The sequence below is a fragment of the Streptomyces sp. NPDC087906 genome (assembly GCF_055584925.1).
This window is the reverse complement of sequence record NZ_JBVJLC010000004.1, coordinates 403,929-418,566: the sequence shown is the minus strand read 5'-3', so window position 1 is coordinate 418,566 and position 14,638 is coordinate 403,929. Positions and strand designations below refer to the sequence as shown.

13 protein-coding genes are annotated in these 14,638 nt (G+C 70.9%); 5 read left to right on the top strand and 8 right to left on the bottom strand.

Annotated features, from left to right (window positions below; all coding sequences use genetic code 11):
• Positions 1-2 precede the first annotated feature (2 nt).
• Positions 3-581 (top strand): acetate uptake transporter, encoded by a 579-nt coding sequence (locus ACZ63I_RS15475; RefSeq protein ID WP_469338919.1) that lies wholly within the window; start codon positions 3-5, stop codon positions 579-581.
• Positions 582-771: 190 nt separating this feature from the next.
• On the opposite strand, the gene glmS is transcribed toward ACZ63I_RS15475, so the two are convergent.
• From glmS to ACZ63I_RS15445, 6 genes are all read right to left on the bottom strand, one after another.
• Positions 772-2,601, bottom strand: coding sequence for a glutamine--fructose-6-phosphate transaminase (isomerizing) (gene glmS / locus ACZ63I_RS15470; RefSeq protein ID WP_469338918.1), 1,830 nt, complete (start codon positions 2,599-2,601; stop codon positions 772-774).
• Between the two features lie 134 nt (positions 2,602-2,735).
• On the bottom strand, positions 2,736-3,011 hold the full coding sequence (locus tag ACZ63I_RS15465; protein ID WP_041989428.1) for a hypothetical protein: 276 nt from the start codon (positions 3,009-3,011) through the stop codon (positions 2,736-2,738).
• Positions 3,012-3,099: 88 nt separating this feature from the next.
• Entirely contained in the window at positions 3,100-4,029 is a 930-nt protein-coding gene (locus ACZ63I_RS15460; RefSeq protein WP_469338917.1) for a DUF4429 domain-containing protein, read from the bottom strand.
• 59 nt (positions 4,030-4,088) lie between these two features.
• Positions 4,089-5,138 carry an ABC transporter substrate-binding protein gene (locus ACZ63I_RS15455; protein WP_469338915.1) on the bottom strand — a complete coding sequence of 350 codons (1,050 nt, stop codon included), beginning with the start codon at positions 5,136-5,138 and terminating at the stop codon, positions 4,089-4,091.
• Positions 5,139-5,231: 93 nt separating this feature from the next.
• The gene (locus ACZ63I_RS15450; protein WP_469338913.1) at positions 5,232-6,395 is read right to left on the bottom strand and encodes an epoxide hydrolase family protein; all 1,164 of its coding nucleotides are present in this window, start codon (positions 6,393-6,395) and stop codon (positions 5,232-5,234) included.
• 165 nt (positions 6,396-6,560) lie between these two features.
• Positions 6,561-7,451 (bottom strand): oxidoreductase, encoded by an 891-nt coding sequence (locus ACZ63I_RS15445; RefSeq protein ID WP_469338912.1) that lies wholly within the window; start codon positions 7,449-7,451, stop codon positions 6,561-6,563.
• A gap of 314 nt (positions 7,452-7,765) precedes the next feature.
• On the opposite strand from ACZ63I_RS15445, the gene ACZ63I_RS15440 reads away from it, so the two are divergent.
• The 3 genes from ACZ63I_RS15440 (at position 7,766) to tesB (ending at position 12,250) form a co-directional block, all read left to right on the top strand.
• Positions 7,766-9,994: a LamG domain-containing protein gene (locus ACZ63I_RS15440; protein WP_469338910.1), complete on the top strand. Its 2,229-nt coding sequence runs from the start codon at positions 7,766-7,768 to the stop codon at positions 9,992-9,994.
• A gap of 175 nt (positions 9,995-10,169) precedes the next feature.
• The gene (locus ACZ63I_RS15435) at positions 10,170-11,327 is read left to right on the top strand and encodes an acyl-CoA dehydrogenase family protein (protein ID WP_469338908.1); all 1,158 of its coding nucleotides are present in this window, start codon (positions 10,170-10,172) and stop codon (positions 11,325-11,327) included.
• Positions 11,328-11,374: 47 nt separating this feature from the next.
• On the top strand, positions 11,375-12,250 hold the full coding sequence (gene tesB, locus ACZ63I_RS15430) for an acyl-CoA thioesterase II (protein ID WP_469338906.1): 876 nt from the start codon (positions 11,375-11,377) through the stop codon (positions 12,248-12,250).
• A 212-nt stretch (positions 12,251-12,462) separates the two neighbouring features.
• Here the strand turns inward: tesB and ACZ63I_RS15425 are convergent, their stop codons facing one another.
• A complete protein-coding gene (locus ACZ63I_RS15425) occupies positions 12,463-13,242 on the bottom strand; it encodes a phosphatase (protein WP_469338904.1) in 780 nt (259 codons plus the stop codon).
• 117 nt (positions 13,243-13,359) lie between these two features.
• Here ACZ63I_RS15425 and ACZ63I_RS15420 point away from each other — a divergent pair, with 117 nt between their 5' ends.
• On the top strand, positions 13,360-13,845 hold the full coding sequence (locus ACZ63I_RS15420; protein ID WP_469338902.1) for a peroxiredoxin: 486 nt from the start codon (positions 13,360-13,362) through the stop codon (positions 13,843-13,845).
• A 16-nt stretch (positions 13,846-13,861) separates the two neighbouring features.
• On the opposite strand, the gene ACZ63I_RS15415 is transcribed toward ACZ63I_RS15420, so the two are convergent.
• Positions 13,862-14,533: a TetR/AcrR family transcriptional regulator gene (locus ACZ63I_RS15415; protein ID WP_469338901.1), complete on the bottom strand. Its 672-nt coding sequence runs from the start codon at positions 14,531-14,533 to the stop codon at positions 13,862-13,864.
• Between the last annotated feature and the right edge of the window lie 105 nt (positions 14,534-14,638).

The following is a 14,638-nucleotide window of genomic DNA, read 5'->3' as shown; positions in this document are numbered from 1 at the left end:
CCGTGGACAACGACGTCTCTGCGGGAAGCAACACATCCACTTCGGTTCTCGGCCATCTCGCGCTCGGACTCACCCTGCTCGCCTTCGGCGTGGGCACCACGGGCGTCATCGACGGCGTCACGGCGGCGAGCGCCGTCTCGCTCGCCCTGTACGTGGGCGGAGTCGCCCTCTTCGTCGCAGGACTCCTCGAATTCCGCGCCGGCAACGCGTTCACCGGCACGGCCTTCGCCGGCCTCGGCGCCTTCTGGTTCACCTGGGGGACCGGAGCGGGCGACGCCGTCACCTCGGAGACGGCCGGACTCTTCCTGATCCTGTGGGCGCTCCTCGCCCTCAGCCTCACCATCGGCGCCTCCGGCTACGGACCGCTCCTCCAGGGCACGTACGGCCTGCTCTTCGTGGCGCTGCTGCTGCTCGGCATCGCCCAGTTCGCGGACAGCGGCGGTCTCACCAAGGTGGGCGGCTGGGTCGCCGTCGTCGCGGGCGTCGCCTCCTGGTACGTGGCGACGGCGGCGCTCGCGCACTGGCCGACCGCCCTGCCGCGCCACCGTGCTGCCGGCCGGGGAGTGACGGCCACCGGCTAGTGCCGCGACCGGCGTAACGCGCCGGGAGAGGCACTGGGCCGTTCCGGGGTGACCCGTGAACCCCGTACGGCCAGGCAGCCGCGGGCCGGTGTTCGGGCAAGCGCCGGCCCCGTCCGAGAGAGCGCCCCCGGTGCGGCATCCGCCGTACCGGGGGCGCTCTCGCCCGTACCGCCCGTTCGGCGAAGGGCCGCTACTCGACCGTCACGGACTTCGCCAGGTTGCGGGGCTTGTCGATGTCCCGGCCCAGCGCCAGCGCCGTGTGGTACGCCAGCAGTTGGAGCGGAATGCCCAGCAGGATCGGGTCCAGCTCCGTCTCGTTCTTCGGCACCAGGATCGTGTGGTCCGCCTTCGGCTGCGGCTGGTGCGCCACCGCCAGGATCCGTCCGCTGCGGGCCTTGATCTCCTCCATCGCCGCGCGGTTCTTCTCCAGCAGATCGTCGTCCGGCACGATCGCCACCGTCGGCATGGCCGGCTCGATCAGCGCCAGCGGACCGTGCTTCAACTCCGAGGCCGGATACGCCTCCGCGTGGATGTAGGAGACCTCCTTGAGCTTCAGCGACGCCTCGCGGGCCACCGGATAGCCGCGCACCCGGCCGATGAACATCATCGACTTGGCATGCGCGTACTCACCCGCGAGTGCCTTGATGTCGTCCTCGGTCTCCATGATCTCGGCGATCTGCGCGGGCAGCCGGCGCAGCCCGTCGATGATCCGCTTGCCGTCGGCGACCGACAGGTCCCTGATCCGGCCCAGATGCAGCGCGAGCAGCGCGAAGGCGACCACGGTGTTGGTGAAGCACTTCGTGGACACCACGCAGACCTCGGGCCCCGCGTGCACGTACACACCGCCGTCCGTCTCCCTGGCGATGGCCGAACCGACCACGTTGACCACGCCCAGCACCCGCGCGCCCTTGCGCTTCAGCTCCTGCACGGCCGCCAGCACGTCGTACGTCTCACCGGACTGCGAAACGGCCACGTACAGCGTGTCGGGGTCCACCACGGGGTTGCGGTAGCGGAACTCGGACGCCGGCTCGGCGTCGGCGGGGATGCGCGCCACCTCCTCGATCAACTGGGCGCCGATCATGCCCGCGTGGTACGAGGTCCCGCAGCCGAGGATCTTGATCCGGCGCACCCCGCGCGCGGCGCGGGCGTCCAGGTTGAGACCGCCCAGGTGCACGGTGGAGAAGCGGTCGTCGATCCGGCCGCGCAGCACCCGGTCGACGGCCTCGGCCTGCTCCGAGATCTCCTTGTGCATGTACGTGTCATGGCCGCCCATGTCGTACGACTCGGCCTCCCACTCCACGGTGGTCGGCGTCGCCGACGTGGTCGAGCCCTCCGTCGTGTACGTACGGAAGTCGTCGGCCTTGAGGGTGGCCATCTCGCCGTCGTCGAGGGTGACGACCTGGCGGGTGTGGGAGACGAGCGCGGCGACGTCCGAAGCGACGAACATCTCCTTCTCGCCGATGCCGAGCACCACGGGGGAGCCGTTGCGGGCGACCACGATCCGGTCGGGGAAGTCGGCGTGCAGGACGGCGATCCCGTACGTGCCCTCGATGAGCTGGAGCGCCTGGCGGACCTTCTCCTCCAGGGTCGGCGCCTGCGAGCGGGCGACGAGATGGACGAGCACCTCGGTGTCGGTCTCGGAGAGGAAGACCACGCCGTCGGCCTCAAGCTTCACCCGCAGCTCGGTGGCGTTGTCGATGATGCCGTTGTGCACGACGGCGACCTTCGAATCCGCGTCCAGATGCGGATGCGCGTTCGCGTCGCTCGGGGTGCCGTGGGTGGCCCAGCGGGTGTGCGCGATACCGGTGGTCCCGGCGAACCGCTTGGGGACGCGGGCCTCCAGCTCGCGGACCCGGCCCTTGGCCTTGACCATCTTGAGGGCCGCCGCCTTGCCCGCGGCCGGCTTGCCCGTGATGACGATGCCGGCGGAGTCGTACCCCCGGTACTCCAGCCGCTGCAGCCCTTCGAGCAGCAGCGGAGCCACGTCCCGCCTGCCGATGTATCCCACGATTCCGCACATACGGTTCTTGCCCCTCCTGATTTACGGTGCGTGCTTCCGGTGCGTGCTTCCGGTGCGAGCTTCCGGTGGTGATCCGGTGGTGATCCGCCCTGACCGGATCACCGGATCACCGGACCACCGGCTTCGGTTCCGGCTCAGCCGTAGACGATGCGGCGGAGCTGCCGGAGCGAGAGCTCCGGCGGTGCCACGGCGCGATGCGGCAGCTCGGCGGCTATCCGCTCGAAGATGTCCGCGTTGGTGGCGCCGCCGGACTGCAGCTCCCGGTGTCTGCGCCGTACGAACTCCTCGGCCGTCTCGTCGAAGTACGCCAGCACGTCGAGGACCACCCGGGCGGCTTCGCCGCGCCGCAGCGCGGTGCTGCCGACCAGATGGTCGATGAGGTCGTCATGCGACGGGCGACGTTCGAGCACCCGTTGATATTGCGGGTCGGCCGGGCCGTTTGCAAGAATCCTGCCCGATTTCGGGCAGGAGGGGGAGTGAATCTACGCTCCCTCGCTCCTACAGATGTCTGAGGAGGGCCTGTTTGGCGGTGGTGAACTCGTCGGCCGTGAGTATCCCGGCCTGGTGCAGCTCGCCCAGCTCCCGCAATCGCCGCAGCAACGCGTCGTGGTCGCCGGCGGACGCCTGCTTCACCGTGTCAGCCGGCTTCTCGCCACCGCTCCCGCTGCTGCCGCCGCTTTCGACGGCAGCAGCGGCGGCGGTCGGCGGGCGGGCGGCGCGCGGTGCGCGCGGGTGGGGGAGTCTGGCCGTCACCGCCGCTCCGACGAGCGCCATCAGCGGGTCCTTCTTGAACCCCCACAGCTCCGCCGCGTACGGGTCGTGCTTCGGCGGAGTGGCGGACGGCGCGGCCCCGGCGATCCTGAAGCGCAGATAGCCGTTCTCAAGACCGGCGCTCGGCAGCCATTCGACGCCGTCGAGATCGGCGATCTCCATGGTCCGCGGACCGCCCGACGACTTGGAGTCCTCGGTCTTCCAGTTCCATTCGAGCCGGACCCGCTCGCCGTCGAAGGTGACCGTCGCGTCGCCGGCGCCCACAGTCAGCGGCAGGGCGGGTCCCGGCAGCAGGTAGCGGTCGACCGGGCCCGGCTCGACCCCGTCGAGCAGCAGGGCGGTGCGCACCTCGTCCACGATGTACTCGGCGACGCCGAAGCGGTCGTTCTCCACCGTCAGCCGGTACGGGTCGGACGCGTCGTCCAGCTTGCCGCCCGTCACCTGGAGCAGCGGATCGGCGCCGTCCCGCAACCGCAGCCGCAACCGCCCCGAGCGGCGGCCGGACTCGAAGGCGATCCCGGCCAACGCCTCCAGCGGCACGGCGACTTCACCGAGCGTCCTGCGGAGCAGACCCACACCCTTGTCATGACCGGGCACGATGCGGACCGTGTCCCCGTCGAAGGCCCATGTGCCGTCCTTCTGGATGATTTCCGCCATGCGGTAATTCTTCCACCGGATTCCCGGGGGCCTAGGGAGCGAACTTGGGGACGGGCTTGCTATGAGACCTTTTTGGCCGTCCGGATCGCCTTCGCCAGATCGTCCAGAATCGGCGCGCACTTGTCGTACGAGAAGATCGGCTCAGCGACGCGCGGGATGACCTGGCCGGCCTTTACGGCGGGCAGGTGGAGCCAGGTCGGCCTGGAGGTCAGCGACGCCGGCTGCAACGCCGACGAGCGGTTGTCCATCATGATGATGTCGGCCGCGTACTTGCCCGCGTTCTCCCAGCTCAGATCCTCGAAGAAGCCCTGCGAGTCGACCTTGGGCGTGACGAACTCCACGCCGAGCTGCTGGAAGTAGAGGGTGTCCGCCGCCATTTTCGCCAGCGAGACGTAGAAGAGATCCTGGCTGGCCGAGCCGATCAGCACCTTGATCCCCGGGTTCGACTTTGCGGCTTCCCGCAGCCGGCCGGCGGCCTGCTCGAACCGGGCCTTGGCGTCGACGACCTTGGCCGCCTTGAGGTCGGCGCCGAGGGATCCGGCGATGTCGGCGTGGCGCTGGATCGCCTGCGGGATCGTGGTCTGCGCGGCCCACAGGGCGACGGTCGGGGCGAGCTTGGCGATCTTGTCCTTGGACTGGTCCGGCACGTACCAGAGCGCGTCCTTGACCCACATCTCGGTGACGAGCAGATCGGGGCTGAGTGCCGCGTACTTCTCGACGTTGAACTCGCCGAAGACGTTGCCGAGGACCGTCACCTTGCCGACGTCGAGATCGCCGGCCTGCGGGTCGGGTTTGCCGCCCTTCGTCGTCGTGGGGCCGAAGACGCCGACGGCCTCGATGCCGAAGTCGAGCAGGGCGGCGGCGGTCCCGGTGAAGGCGACGACGCGCTTGGGCGTGCTGTCGGCCTGCACCCGCTGCCCCCGGTCGTCGGTGAACGCCCACGGGCCCGCCGTGCCGCCGTCCCCGCCCTTCGCGCCGCCACCGTCCCCGTCCCCGTCCCCGTCCGCTGCCCCGCCCCCGCAGGCGGCCAGCGCGGCGCCGAGCCCGACGGCGCCTCCGGCGGCGAGCAGGCCACGGCGGGTGAGGGGGATGGTGCGGGTGGTGGGCATGGTGGTTCGCTTCCGTACGAATGGGCAAGCTCGGGTAGTTCGAGGAAGGTTAGCCTACCCTTGCTTACTCTTCGGTATCGGAAGGGGCCGCCGTCACCGCAGGCCGCGGAAGAACTCCGTGAGATCCCGCGCCAGGAGTTCGGGTTCCTCGTGAGCGGCGAAGTGTCCGCCCCGCGGCATGCGGGTGTACCGCGTCACGTGGTACGTCCGCTCGGCCCAACTGCGCGGCGGCTGCGTGAGATCGGCGGGGAACAGCGCGACGGCCGTGGGCACGTCGACCCGCTCGACCCGCCGCGTCAGCCCCTGCGCGTACTCGTAGTACGGCCGGAACGAGGTCGAGACCGTGCCGGTGAACCAGTAGAGCGACGCCTGCGTGAGCAGGAAGTCGTCGCTGAACCGCGACGACAGGTCGCCACCGCAGTCGCTCCACGCCCGGTACTTCTCGACGATCCAGCCGAGCAGCCCGGTCGGCGAGTCGGCCAGACCGTAGCTCAGCGTCAGCGGGCGGGTGCTCTGCTCGTGCTGGTAGCCGCCCTCTTCGGCGGACCACGCGGCGACGGAGTCGAGATACGCCCGCTCCTCGGGGGTGACGCCTGCGGGATCGTACGAGACCGGCCCAGCGACCGCCATCAGATGGATACCCACCACGGCCTCGGGATGGGCCTCGCCGAGCCGGGAGGTGATGCCGGCGCCCAGATCGCCGCCGTGCGCCGCGTAGCGCTCGAAGCCGAGTTCGTCGCGCATGAGCCGGTGCCAGATCTCCTGCGTCTGCTGGGCCGGGTCCGTGAGCGAGGGCCGCTGCGGTGAGAAGGCGAATCCGGGCAGCGAGGGGACGATGACGGTGAACGCGTCGGCCGCGTCGCCCCCGTACCGCGACGGCGTCGCCAGCCGGCGGGCGAGCGCGGTCAGTTCGAGGAACGAGCTGGGCCATCCGTTGGTGAGGACGATCGGCAGGGCGCCGGGGTGTTCGCCGTCGAAGCGCAGGTAGTGGACGGGGGTTCCGTCGATGTCGGCGAAACGGGACGGCAGCGCGTTGACGGCGGCTTCGTGCGCGCGCCAGTCGTAGTCGGACGCCCAGCGGGTGACGAGCCGGCGCAGCTCGCCGGAGTCGGTGCCGGTCTGCCAGCCGGTGGGGGCCTCCCCGCCGGTGGCGGCGGTCGTGGGCCAGGGGGCCGGCCAGCGGGTGTTGCGCAGCCGGGAGCGCAGATCGGCCAACTCGGCGTCGGGGACGGCGAGCAGGGGCGGCTGGGAGGTCATGGGGGTCTCCGTTCTCACAGGGCGGCGGTCCGGTGCGGCTGATGCCGGTACAGCACCACCGCCACGACCAGTACAACGAGGATCGTGAGCAGACGGCGCCGCTCGTGACGAGCAGCCGCGTGCCGTACAGGTTCCGGCTGAAGGGCTCGTGGCGCCGCCGGCCTCTCAGGAACCCAGCCGTGCCGCTTCCTCGTCCGAGAGGCGCAGCGCGCCCGCCGCGATGTTCTCGGCCAGGTGGTCGGGGTTCCCGGTCCCCGGGATGGCCAGGACGTGCGGGCCCTGCCGCAGCGTCCACGCCAGCCGGACCTGGGCGGGCGTCGCGCCGTGTGCGCGTGCGACGGCGTGTACCGCTTCGGGTTCGGCCGTGACGTTGCCGTCCTCCCGTCCGCTTCCGGCGATCGCGAAGAACGGCACGTACGCGATGCCCTGTGCGCCGCAGGCCCGCACGAACGCCGTCTCCTCGGCCGGCGCCCCCACCCCGTACGGGTTCTGTACGCAGACCACCGGCGCGACGGACTGCGCCTCGGCAAGCTGCCCCGGTGTGGCGTTGGAGATGCCCAGATGCCGGATGAGCCCAGCGTCACGCAGGGCGGCCAGCGCGCCGAAATGCTCGGCCACCGGCCCTGTCGGCCGGCCCCGCGGGATGCGCAGGTTCACCAGATCCAGGTGGTCACGGCCCAGTTGGCGCAGATTCTCCTCGACCTGCCCGCGCAGTTGGGCGGGGGAGGCCCACCACCACTCACCCGAAGCGTCGCGGCCCGGCCAGACCTTGGTGGCGATGACCAGATCGTCCGGGTAAGGCGCCAGCGCGCTGTTGATCAGCTCGTTGGCGGACCGCAGCGGCGAGAAGTAGAACGCCGCCGTGTCGATATGGTTCACGCCCAGCTCGACGGCGCGCCGCAGCACACCGATCGACCGCTCCCGGTCGGCCGAGGGCCCGTCGCTGAAGGCGACACCGCCGGCCAGCCGCATCGCGCCGAAGCCGATGCGGTTGACCGTGAGATCACCGAGGGTCCAAGTGCCCGCGGCTGCCGCCGCGTTCGTCTCTGCGGTCATGGGAGAGGCACGTCCTTGCGTGGAAGTCGGGAGCGCGGGAGTCAGGAGCGGAGGAGTCGGGAGCGAGGGAGTCAGGAGCGCGGGAGTCAGGAGCGCGGGAGTCGGGAGCGCGGGAGTCGGGAGCACGGGAGTCGGGAGCACGGTCCGGAGCACGCGAAAAAGCCTCCCCGGCGGATGCGGATCCGCGCCGGGAAGGCTGACGTACTGATCGTGATCATACCATTCGCACGTTTTTGCCAAGTGCAATGCCGTGCGGGGTGGTTGACGCGGCCGAATCGCTCCTATTCTTCGCGCTATACAGCACTGGGGGGACCATGCGTAGATCAAGAGCCCTGTCCGCGGCTCTCGTCCTGTCGTTCGCCACCGTCGGCCTGGGGGTGGTCGCGGCGCCCGAGGCGGGTGCGGTGACGCCGCCGGTGGGGTTCACCGCCGACGACCTGCCGACGTGGCAGACCAACGGGATCGTCTGGGCGCTCGCCCAGACCGGCGGTGTCGTCTTCGCCGGAGGTACGTTCTCCGAGCTGCGACCGCCCGACGGCGCGGCCGGCGCCGCCCAACCCGCCGTGAACTTCGCCGCGTTCAACGCCGCTACCGGCGCGCCCACCGGGTGCAAGCTGTCCTTCACGCTCAGCAGCGGTACGGCGACGGTGCGGGCGCTCGCCGTGTCGCCGGACAAGAAGACGCTCTACGCGGGCGGTTACTTCGGGGCCGTCAACGGCACACCGGTCAGCAGCCTCGCCGCCATCGACATCGCCACCTGCACACCCAAGACGTCGTTCCGCCCCGTCTTCTCCGCCACCGTGCGGGCGCTGGCGGTCACCGGCGACACCCTGTACGCCGGGGGCGACTTCACTACGGTCAGCGGTGTGACGCGGCAGCGCTACGCGGCCGTCGGGCTCGCCGACGGGGCCGTCCTGCCCTTCACCGCCGACGCCGACGAGCCGGGCCGCGCCATCGCGTTGACCCCCGACGGTGCCGACGTGGTGCTCGGCGGGGACTTCAACACCGTCAACGGGACCGACTCGCACGCCCTGGCCGTCGTGAACGCCACGTCGGGTGCGGTCGCGAAGGCGTACCCGGGATTCATCCCGCCCACCTCCGTGGTCAAGGCGATCGAGACCGACGCCTCGGGCATTTACACCGGCAACGAGGGCACCGGCGGCGGTGTCTTCGACGGGCGAATAGCCCTGAACGCCGGCACGCTCGAACAGCGTTGGCGCGACACCTGCCTGGGGGCCACGCAGGCGCTGCGGGTGTACCAGCAGGTCCTCTACAGCGCCTCGCACGCCCACGACTGCTCCAGCGTGGGGGAGTTCCCCGACGGCGCGCGGCACCACTTCCTGGCGCAGCCCACGACCTCCGTCGGCAAGCTGGGCTGGTTCCCTGACACCAACGACGGCACCGGTGAGCAGGTCGGTCCGCGGGCGCTGACCGTCGCGACGTCGGGGAGCACCCAGTACCTCTGGTCGGGCGGGGAGTTCACCACCGTCAACGGCGCACCCGCGCAGGGGCTCACCCGGTTCGCCTCGACCGGTGACAAGGGCGCGCCGACCGTACCGATCGTCTCGGCGACCAGCGTCAAGCCGGGCGAGGTGCAGGTGCGTTGGCGTTCCAGTTACGACCCGGACGACTCGCGGCTGACGTACAAGGTCTACCGCAACGGCTCCACCACGCCGCTGGCGACCGTGCAGGGCGATTCGCTGATGTGGGCGCGGCCGCAGGTCACCGTCAAGGACACCGCGGTCACGGCCGGTACGAGCTACACCTACCGGGTCACCGCCTCCGACGCCGCGGGCAACACCAGCGCCCTGTCGGCGACCGCGTCCGTGACGGCGGCGGCCGCGACGCAGAACTACCCCGCCACCGTCATCGCCGACGGCGCCCAGCTCTACTGGCGCTACGACGACCCCGCGACCCCGTTCGTCGCCGATCTGTCCGGCGGGAACAACTCGGGCGTGCACGTCAACTCCCCGGCGCTGCGCCAGACTCCGGGTGCCACGACGGGTCCGTCCACCGCGATCGGCTTCAACGGCACGACCCAGTGGCTCTACGCCGACCGCCGGGTCACGCAGCCGAGCACGTACGCCCTGGAGACGTGGTTCAAGACGACCACCAAGACCGGCGGCATGCTGATCGGGTTCGGCGACAACACGACGGCGGCGAGCAAGCGCCATGACGAGAACGTGTACATGGCCAACAACGGCAAGCTCGTCTTCGGCGTGAACAGCGGCGGCGTCAAGACCCTGGTCACCCCGGCGGCGTACAACAACGGCGCGTGGCACCAGGTCGTGGCGGCGCAGGGCACGGGCGGCATGCGGTTCTACGTCGACGGCAAGATCGTCGGCAACAACACCGTCACCACCTCGGCGGTGGCCACCGGCTACTGGCGGGTCGGCGCCGACACGCTGACCGGCTGGCCGTCGGCGCCCACCAGCAACTTCTTCAACGGGCAGCTCGACGAGACAGCCGTGTACCCGTCCGCGCTCGGCGCCACGCGGGTGGCCAACCACTACGCGGTGGCCAAGGCGACGGCCGCGAAGTGAGCGCCGTCGTCCGCTGACGACCGAGGGCCTGCGCACGCCGGACAGCCGGCGTGCGCAGGCTCACTCTGGACACCCGAACGAACCGCCCGGTAACTTGTACTGAGCAAGCGCTTAGACAACCACGCGCTTGGACAAGCACCCGTGGCGGCGGTCAGCCGCAGAGGAGGCCCGTACCGTGCGGCGTACCGTCTACAACGAGGACCACGAGGCGTTCCGCGGGACCATCCGCGCCTTCATCGAGGCCGAGGTCGTCCCTGTCTACGACGAGTGGTACGCGGCGGGCGCCGCGCCGCGTGACTTCTACTACAAACTCGGCGAGCTGGGCGTCTTCGGCATAGAGGTGCCCGAGGAGTACGACGGCGCCGGCGAGGAGTCGTTCAAGTTCCAGGCGATCATCTCCGAGGAGACCGCCCGCGCCGGTGTCTCCTTCGGCGGCTCCGGCGTGCATGTGGCGCTCTGCCTGCCGTACTTGAAGGCGTACGCCACCGACGAGCAGAAGAAGCGCTGGCTCCCCGACTTCGTCAGCGGCCGGACGATGTTCGCCATCGCGATGACCGAGCCGGGCACCGGCTCCGACCTGGCCGGTATGAAGACCACGGCCAAGCTCTCCGCCGACGGCACGCACTACGTGCTCAACGGCGCGAAGACGTTCATCACCGGCGGTGTGCACGCCGACCGCGTCATCGTCTGCGCCCGTACCTCCCCCGCCACCCCCGAGGACCGGCGGTTCGGCATCTCGCTGCTGGTCGTGGACACGAAATCCGCGGGGTACGCGGTCGGCCGCAAGCTCGACAAGCTCGGCCTGAAGACCTCCGACACCGCCGAACTGTCCTTCACCGACGTCAAGGTCCCGGTCGAGGATCTGCTGGGCGAGGAGAACAAGGGCTTCTCGTACCTCGGCCAGAACCTGCCGCAGGAGCGCCTCGGCATCGCCGTCGGCGCCTACGCGCAGGCAGCGGCTGCCGTCAGGTTCGCGCAGAACTACGTCCAGGAGCGGACCGTCTTCGGCAAGACCGTGGCGTCCTTCCAGAACACCAAGTTCGAGCTGGCCGCCTGCAAGGCCGAGGTGGACGCGGCCGAGGCCGTCGTGGACCGCGCGCTCGAAGCGCACGACCTGGGTGAGCTGACGGCGGCCGAGGCCGCCTCGGCGAAGCTCTTCACCACCGAGGTCGCGCACCGCGTCATCGACAAGTGCCTCCAGCTCCACGGCGGCTACGGGTACATGAACGAGTACCCGATCGCCCGGCTGTACGCGGACAACCGCGTCAACCGCATCTACGGCGGGACCAGCGAGGTCATGAAGATGATCATCGCGAAGTCCATGGGCCTGTAACGCGCCCGGTCACTCGTACGGAAGCCGGCTGAGACAGACTCGTACCCATGAATCAAGCACTGGATTCCCTGCTCGCTCTGCTCGACCTGGAGCGGATCGAGCAGGACATCTTCCGCGGCCAGAGCCACCCGTCGGTCGTGCCGCGCGTCTTCGGCGGCCAGGTCGCGGCGCAGGCGCTCGTCGCCGCTGGCCGTACGGTCCCCGACGACCGCACGGCGCACTCGCTGCACGCGTACTTCCTGCGCCCGGGGGATCCCGGCGCGCCGATCGTCTACACCGTCGACCGGATCAGGGACGGCCGCTCGTTCACCACGCGCCGGGTGGTGGCCGTCCAGCACGGCCAGCCGATCTTCCATCTCTCGTCGTCCTTCCAGACGTACGAGGAGGGTCTTGACCACCAGGCGGAGATGCCGCAGGCGCCGGACCCGGAGACCCTGCCGGCCGCCGCCGAGCTGCTGCCGCGCTACGCGGACCGGTTCGTCGACCCGGCCGTCGTCGACCGGCTGCTGGAGACGCGCGCCGCGGTCGATCTGCGGTACGTGGACGGGCCGCCGTACGCGAGCGTCGGTGAGCCGCGCGAGCCGCGCTCGCAGGTGTGGTTCCGTACGGACGGCAAGCTGGCCGACGACCCGCTGCTGCACGTGTGCCTCGCGACGTACGTCTCCGACATGACGCTGCTCGACTCGGTGCTGCTGGCGCACGGCAGGGGCGGCTGGGCGGTCGGTGACATCGTCGGCGCGAGCCTGGACCACGCGATGTGGTTCCACCGGCCGTTCCGCGCCGACGAGTGGCTGCTGTACGACCAGGAGTCCCCTTCGTCGTCCGGCGGCCGCGGGCTCGGGCAGGCGCGGATCTTCACGCAGGACGGACGGCTGGCGATCTCGGTGATCCAGGAAGGCGTGATGCGCGTCCCGCGCGGCTGAGGCGCCTGATGGGGGCTGAGGCGCCTGATGGGGGCCGGGGGGCGCGACCGGGGCGGTACGACCGACGGCGCGGCCGGGCGGGGGCGGCGCGGCCGACCGGGGCGGCGCGGCCGGGCGGGGGCGGCGCGGCCGGTGGAGGTCGGTCCGTCCGCCCGTCCGCCGGGCAGGTCCGCCCGCCGGCCCGTCAGACGAGACCGGGGGTGGTCCGCCCGTCAGACGAGACCGGCCTCGTTCAGCAGGTACGCCGTCATCGGGTCGTAGAAACGCGGGTCGGTGACATGGTCGTCCAGCGGGATCGTGACCTCCAGCGTGCCCTCGGCCTCGCCGATGAACAGCGCCGGGTCGTTGCAGTCCGCGTACCCCATCGAGTCCAGCCCGCGCTGGCCGGCGCAGCCCGCCCAGCCGTGGTCGGCGACGACCAGGTCGGGCTGCGGCCTGCCGTCCCGTTCGAGACCGTCCAGGATGGCGCGCATCGGCTCGGGCGAGTGCGTGTGCCACAGGGTCGCGCCCCGCTCCAGCATCGCGACGTCGGCGAACTGGAAGACCATGCCCTCGTCCGCCGTGAGCCCGCCGGGGATCCGCACGATCTCGCAGCCCGCCGCGCGCAGCGCGTCGGCCGTCTGCCGGTGCACGTCGAGCAGGCCGCCCGGGTGCCCGGTGGCGAAGAGCACCCGCTCGCGGCCCGCCACGGCCTTGCGCAGCCGCGCCGCCATCCGCTCCAGGGCGTCGATGGTCAGCTCGGGATCGATGGTGTCCTGGCCGTGCCGGTGCTGCGGGTCGTCGCTGACACCGCACCGCTCGGCCATCACGGCGAGCACGTCCTGCTCGTCGGTCCAGCGGTCGCCCAGTTCCAGCCCCAGCCAGTAGTGGCGGTCGCCGTTGGCGAGCTTGCGGTAATGGGAGAGGTTGTTGTCACGGGGTGTCGCGACGTCTCCGGCGATACGGGTACGGACGAGATGGTCGGCGAGCGCGACGCGGCTGGGTATCGGCATGCGTCCATTGTGCCGTCAGCGGCCCCCGGCCCGCCTCTGGTCCCGATCCCTGGACGGGTCGCTGTACCGTACCCCTACCGGTGGGTACCGCCGGTACGGAGCGGCGAGGAGCGTCCCATGGCAGCAGGTCCCGGTGTCGGCAGCGCGGTGGCGAACTTCACCCTTCCCGGCGGTGTGCTCGACGGCGACAGCTTCGTCCGGCGCGACTACCGCCTCGACGAGCGGCGCGGCCATCCGCTGGTCCTCGCCTTCTACCCCGGCGACGCCACGAGCGTCTGCACCAAGCAGCTCTGCTCGTACTCGACCGGCCTTGAGCGGTTCACGGAGCTGGGGGCCGAGGTCTGGGGCATCAGCCCGCAGGACGTCGACAGCCATGAGTCCTTCGCGCGCAACAACGACCTGCGGTTCCCGCTGCTCGCCGACACCGACCGGACGGTGGTCAAGGCGTTCGGTATCGGGGCGCCCGGGATCGGTCTGCGCAGGTCGGTCTTCCTGATCGCGCCGGACGGCACGCTGGCCTGGAAGCACGTGGCCCTGCTGGGAGCGACGTTCCAGCCGGTCGACAAGCTGGCGGCGGAGCTGGCCGCGCTCAAGGCGAGCTGACCCGGCCGCGTGGAATTCAGGACGGGCTGACGCTGCCCCCGGCGCCGAGGGCGGCGAACGCGCCGTGCGCCAGCGTGCGCAGCAGGGCCTGGGTGCCCGCGCGGCTCGGCAGACCGCCTCGGTACGAGGAGAAGTGCGGCGTCGAGTTCAGCAGCCCGAAGACGGCGTGCACGGCGCCGCGCGCCTGCGCCTCCGGCACGCCCGGGTAGACCTCCCGTACGACACCGACCCACAGCTCCACGTACTGCCGCTGGAGCTGGCGGACCAGCTTGCGGTCGCTCTCCCTGAGCCGGTCCAGCTCGCGGTCGTGCAGCGTGATCAGCGGGCGGTCGTCGAGGGCGAAGTCGATATGGCCGTCGATCAGCGAGGCGAGGACGGCGGCGGGGTCTGCGGGCGTGCCCGCCGCCGCGGGGTCGGCCGGTGCGCCCGCCGCAGGTGTGCCCGCCACCGCCGCGGGTCCGACGCGCCGCCGGCCGCCGTCGAGCAGCCGGTGGCTGATGCCGACGAGCAGTTCGGCGAGCATGGCGTCCTTGCCCGCGAAATGCCGGTACAGGCCGGGGCCGCTGATGCCCACGGCCGCCCCTATCTCGTCCACGCCGACGCCGTGGAAACCGCGCTCGGCGAAGAGGCGCGCCGCCTCGCTGAGGATCTGCTCGCGGCGGGTGGGGGACGCGGTCCTGGTGCTCATGGGAATTCATTCTAGACAGAGGTGTTAGCGGTCGTTAACCTGAAGGCGTACGTTAACGGTCATTAACACGGCTCGGTCCTGTCGACCGGCCGTCGATCAGTGTCG

Excerpts from the sequence above, each read along its gene's own strand:
- glmS (WP_469338918.1), bottom strand. The coding sequence starts at position 2,601 with ATGTGCGGAATCGTGGGATACATCGGCAGGCGGGACGTGGCTCCGCTG.
- ACZ63I_RS15460 (WP_469338917.1), bottom strand. The coding sequence starts at position 4,029 with ATGGCGGAAATCATCCAGAAGGACGGCACATGGGCCTTCGACGGGGAC.
- ACZ63I_RS15455 (WP_469338915.1), bottom strand. The coding sequence starts at position 5,138 with ATGCCCACCACCCGCACCATCCCCCTCACCCGCCGTGGCCTGCTCGCC.
- ACZ63I_RS15450 (WP_469338913.1), bottom strand. The coding sequence starts at position 6,395 with ATGACCTCCCAGCCGCCCCTGCTCGCCGTCCCCGACGCCGAGTTGGCC.
- ACZ63I_RS15445 (WP_469338912.1), bottom strand. The coding sequence starts at position 7,451 with ATGACCGCAGAGACGAACGCGGCGGCAGCCGCGGGCACTTGGACCCTC.
- ACZ63I_RS15440 (WP_469338910.1), top strand. The coding sequence starts at position 7,766 with ATGCGTAGATCAAGAGCCCTGTCCGCGGCTCTCGTCCTGTCGTTCGCC.
- tesB (WP_469338906.1), top strand. The coding sequence starts at position 11,375 with ATGAATCAAGCACTGGATTCCCTGCTCGCTCTGCTCGACCTGGAGCGG.
- ACZ63I_RS15425 (WP_469338904.1), bottom strand. The coding sequence starts at position 13,242 with ATGCCGATACCCAGCCGCGTCGCGCTCGCCGACCATCTCGTCCGTACC.
- ACZ63I_RS15420 (WP_469338902.1), top strand. The coding sequence starts at position 13,360 with ATGGCAGCAGGTCCCGGTGTCGGCAGCGCGGTGGCGAACTTCACCCTT.
- ACZ63I_RS15415 (WP_469338901.1), bottom strand. The coding sequence starts at position 14,533 with ATGAGCACCAGGACCGCGTCCCCCACCCGCCGCGAGCAGATCCTCAGC.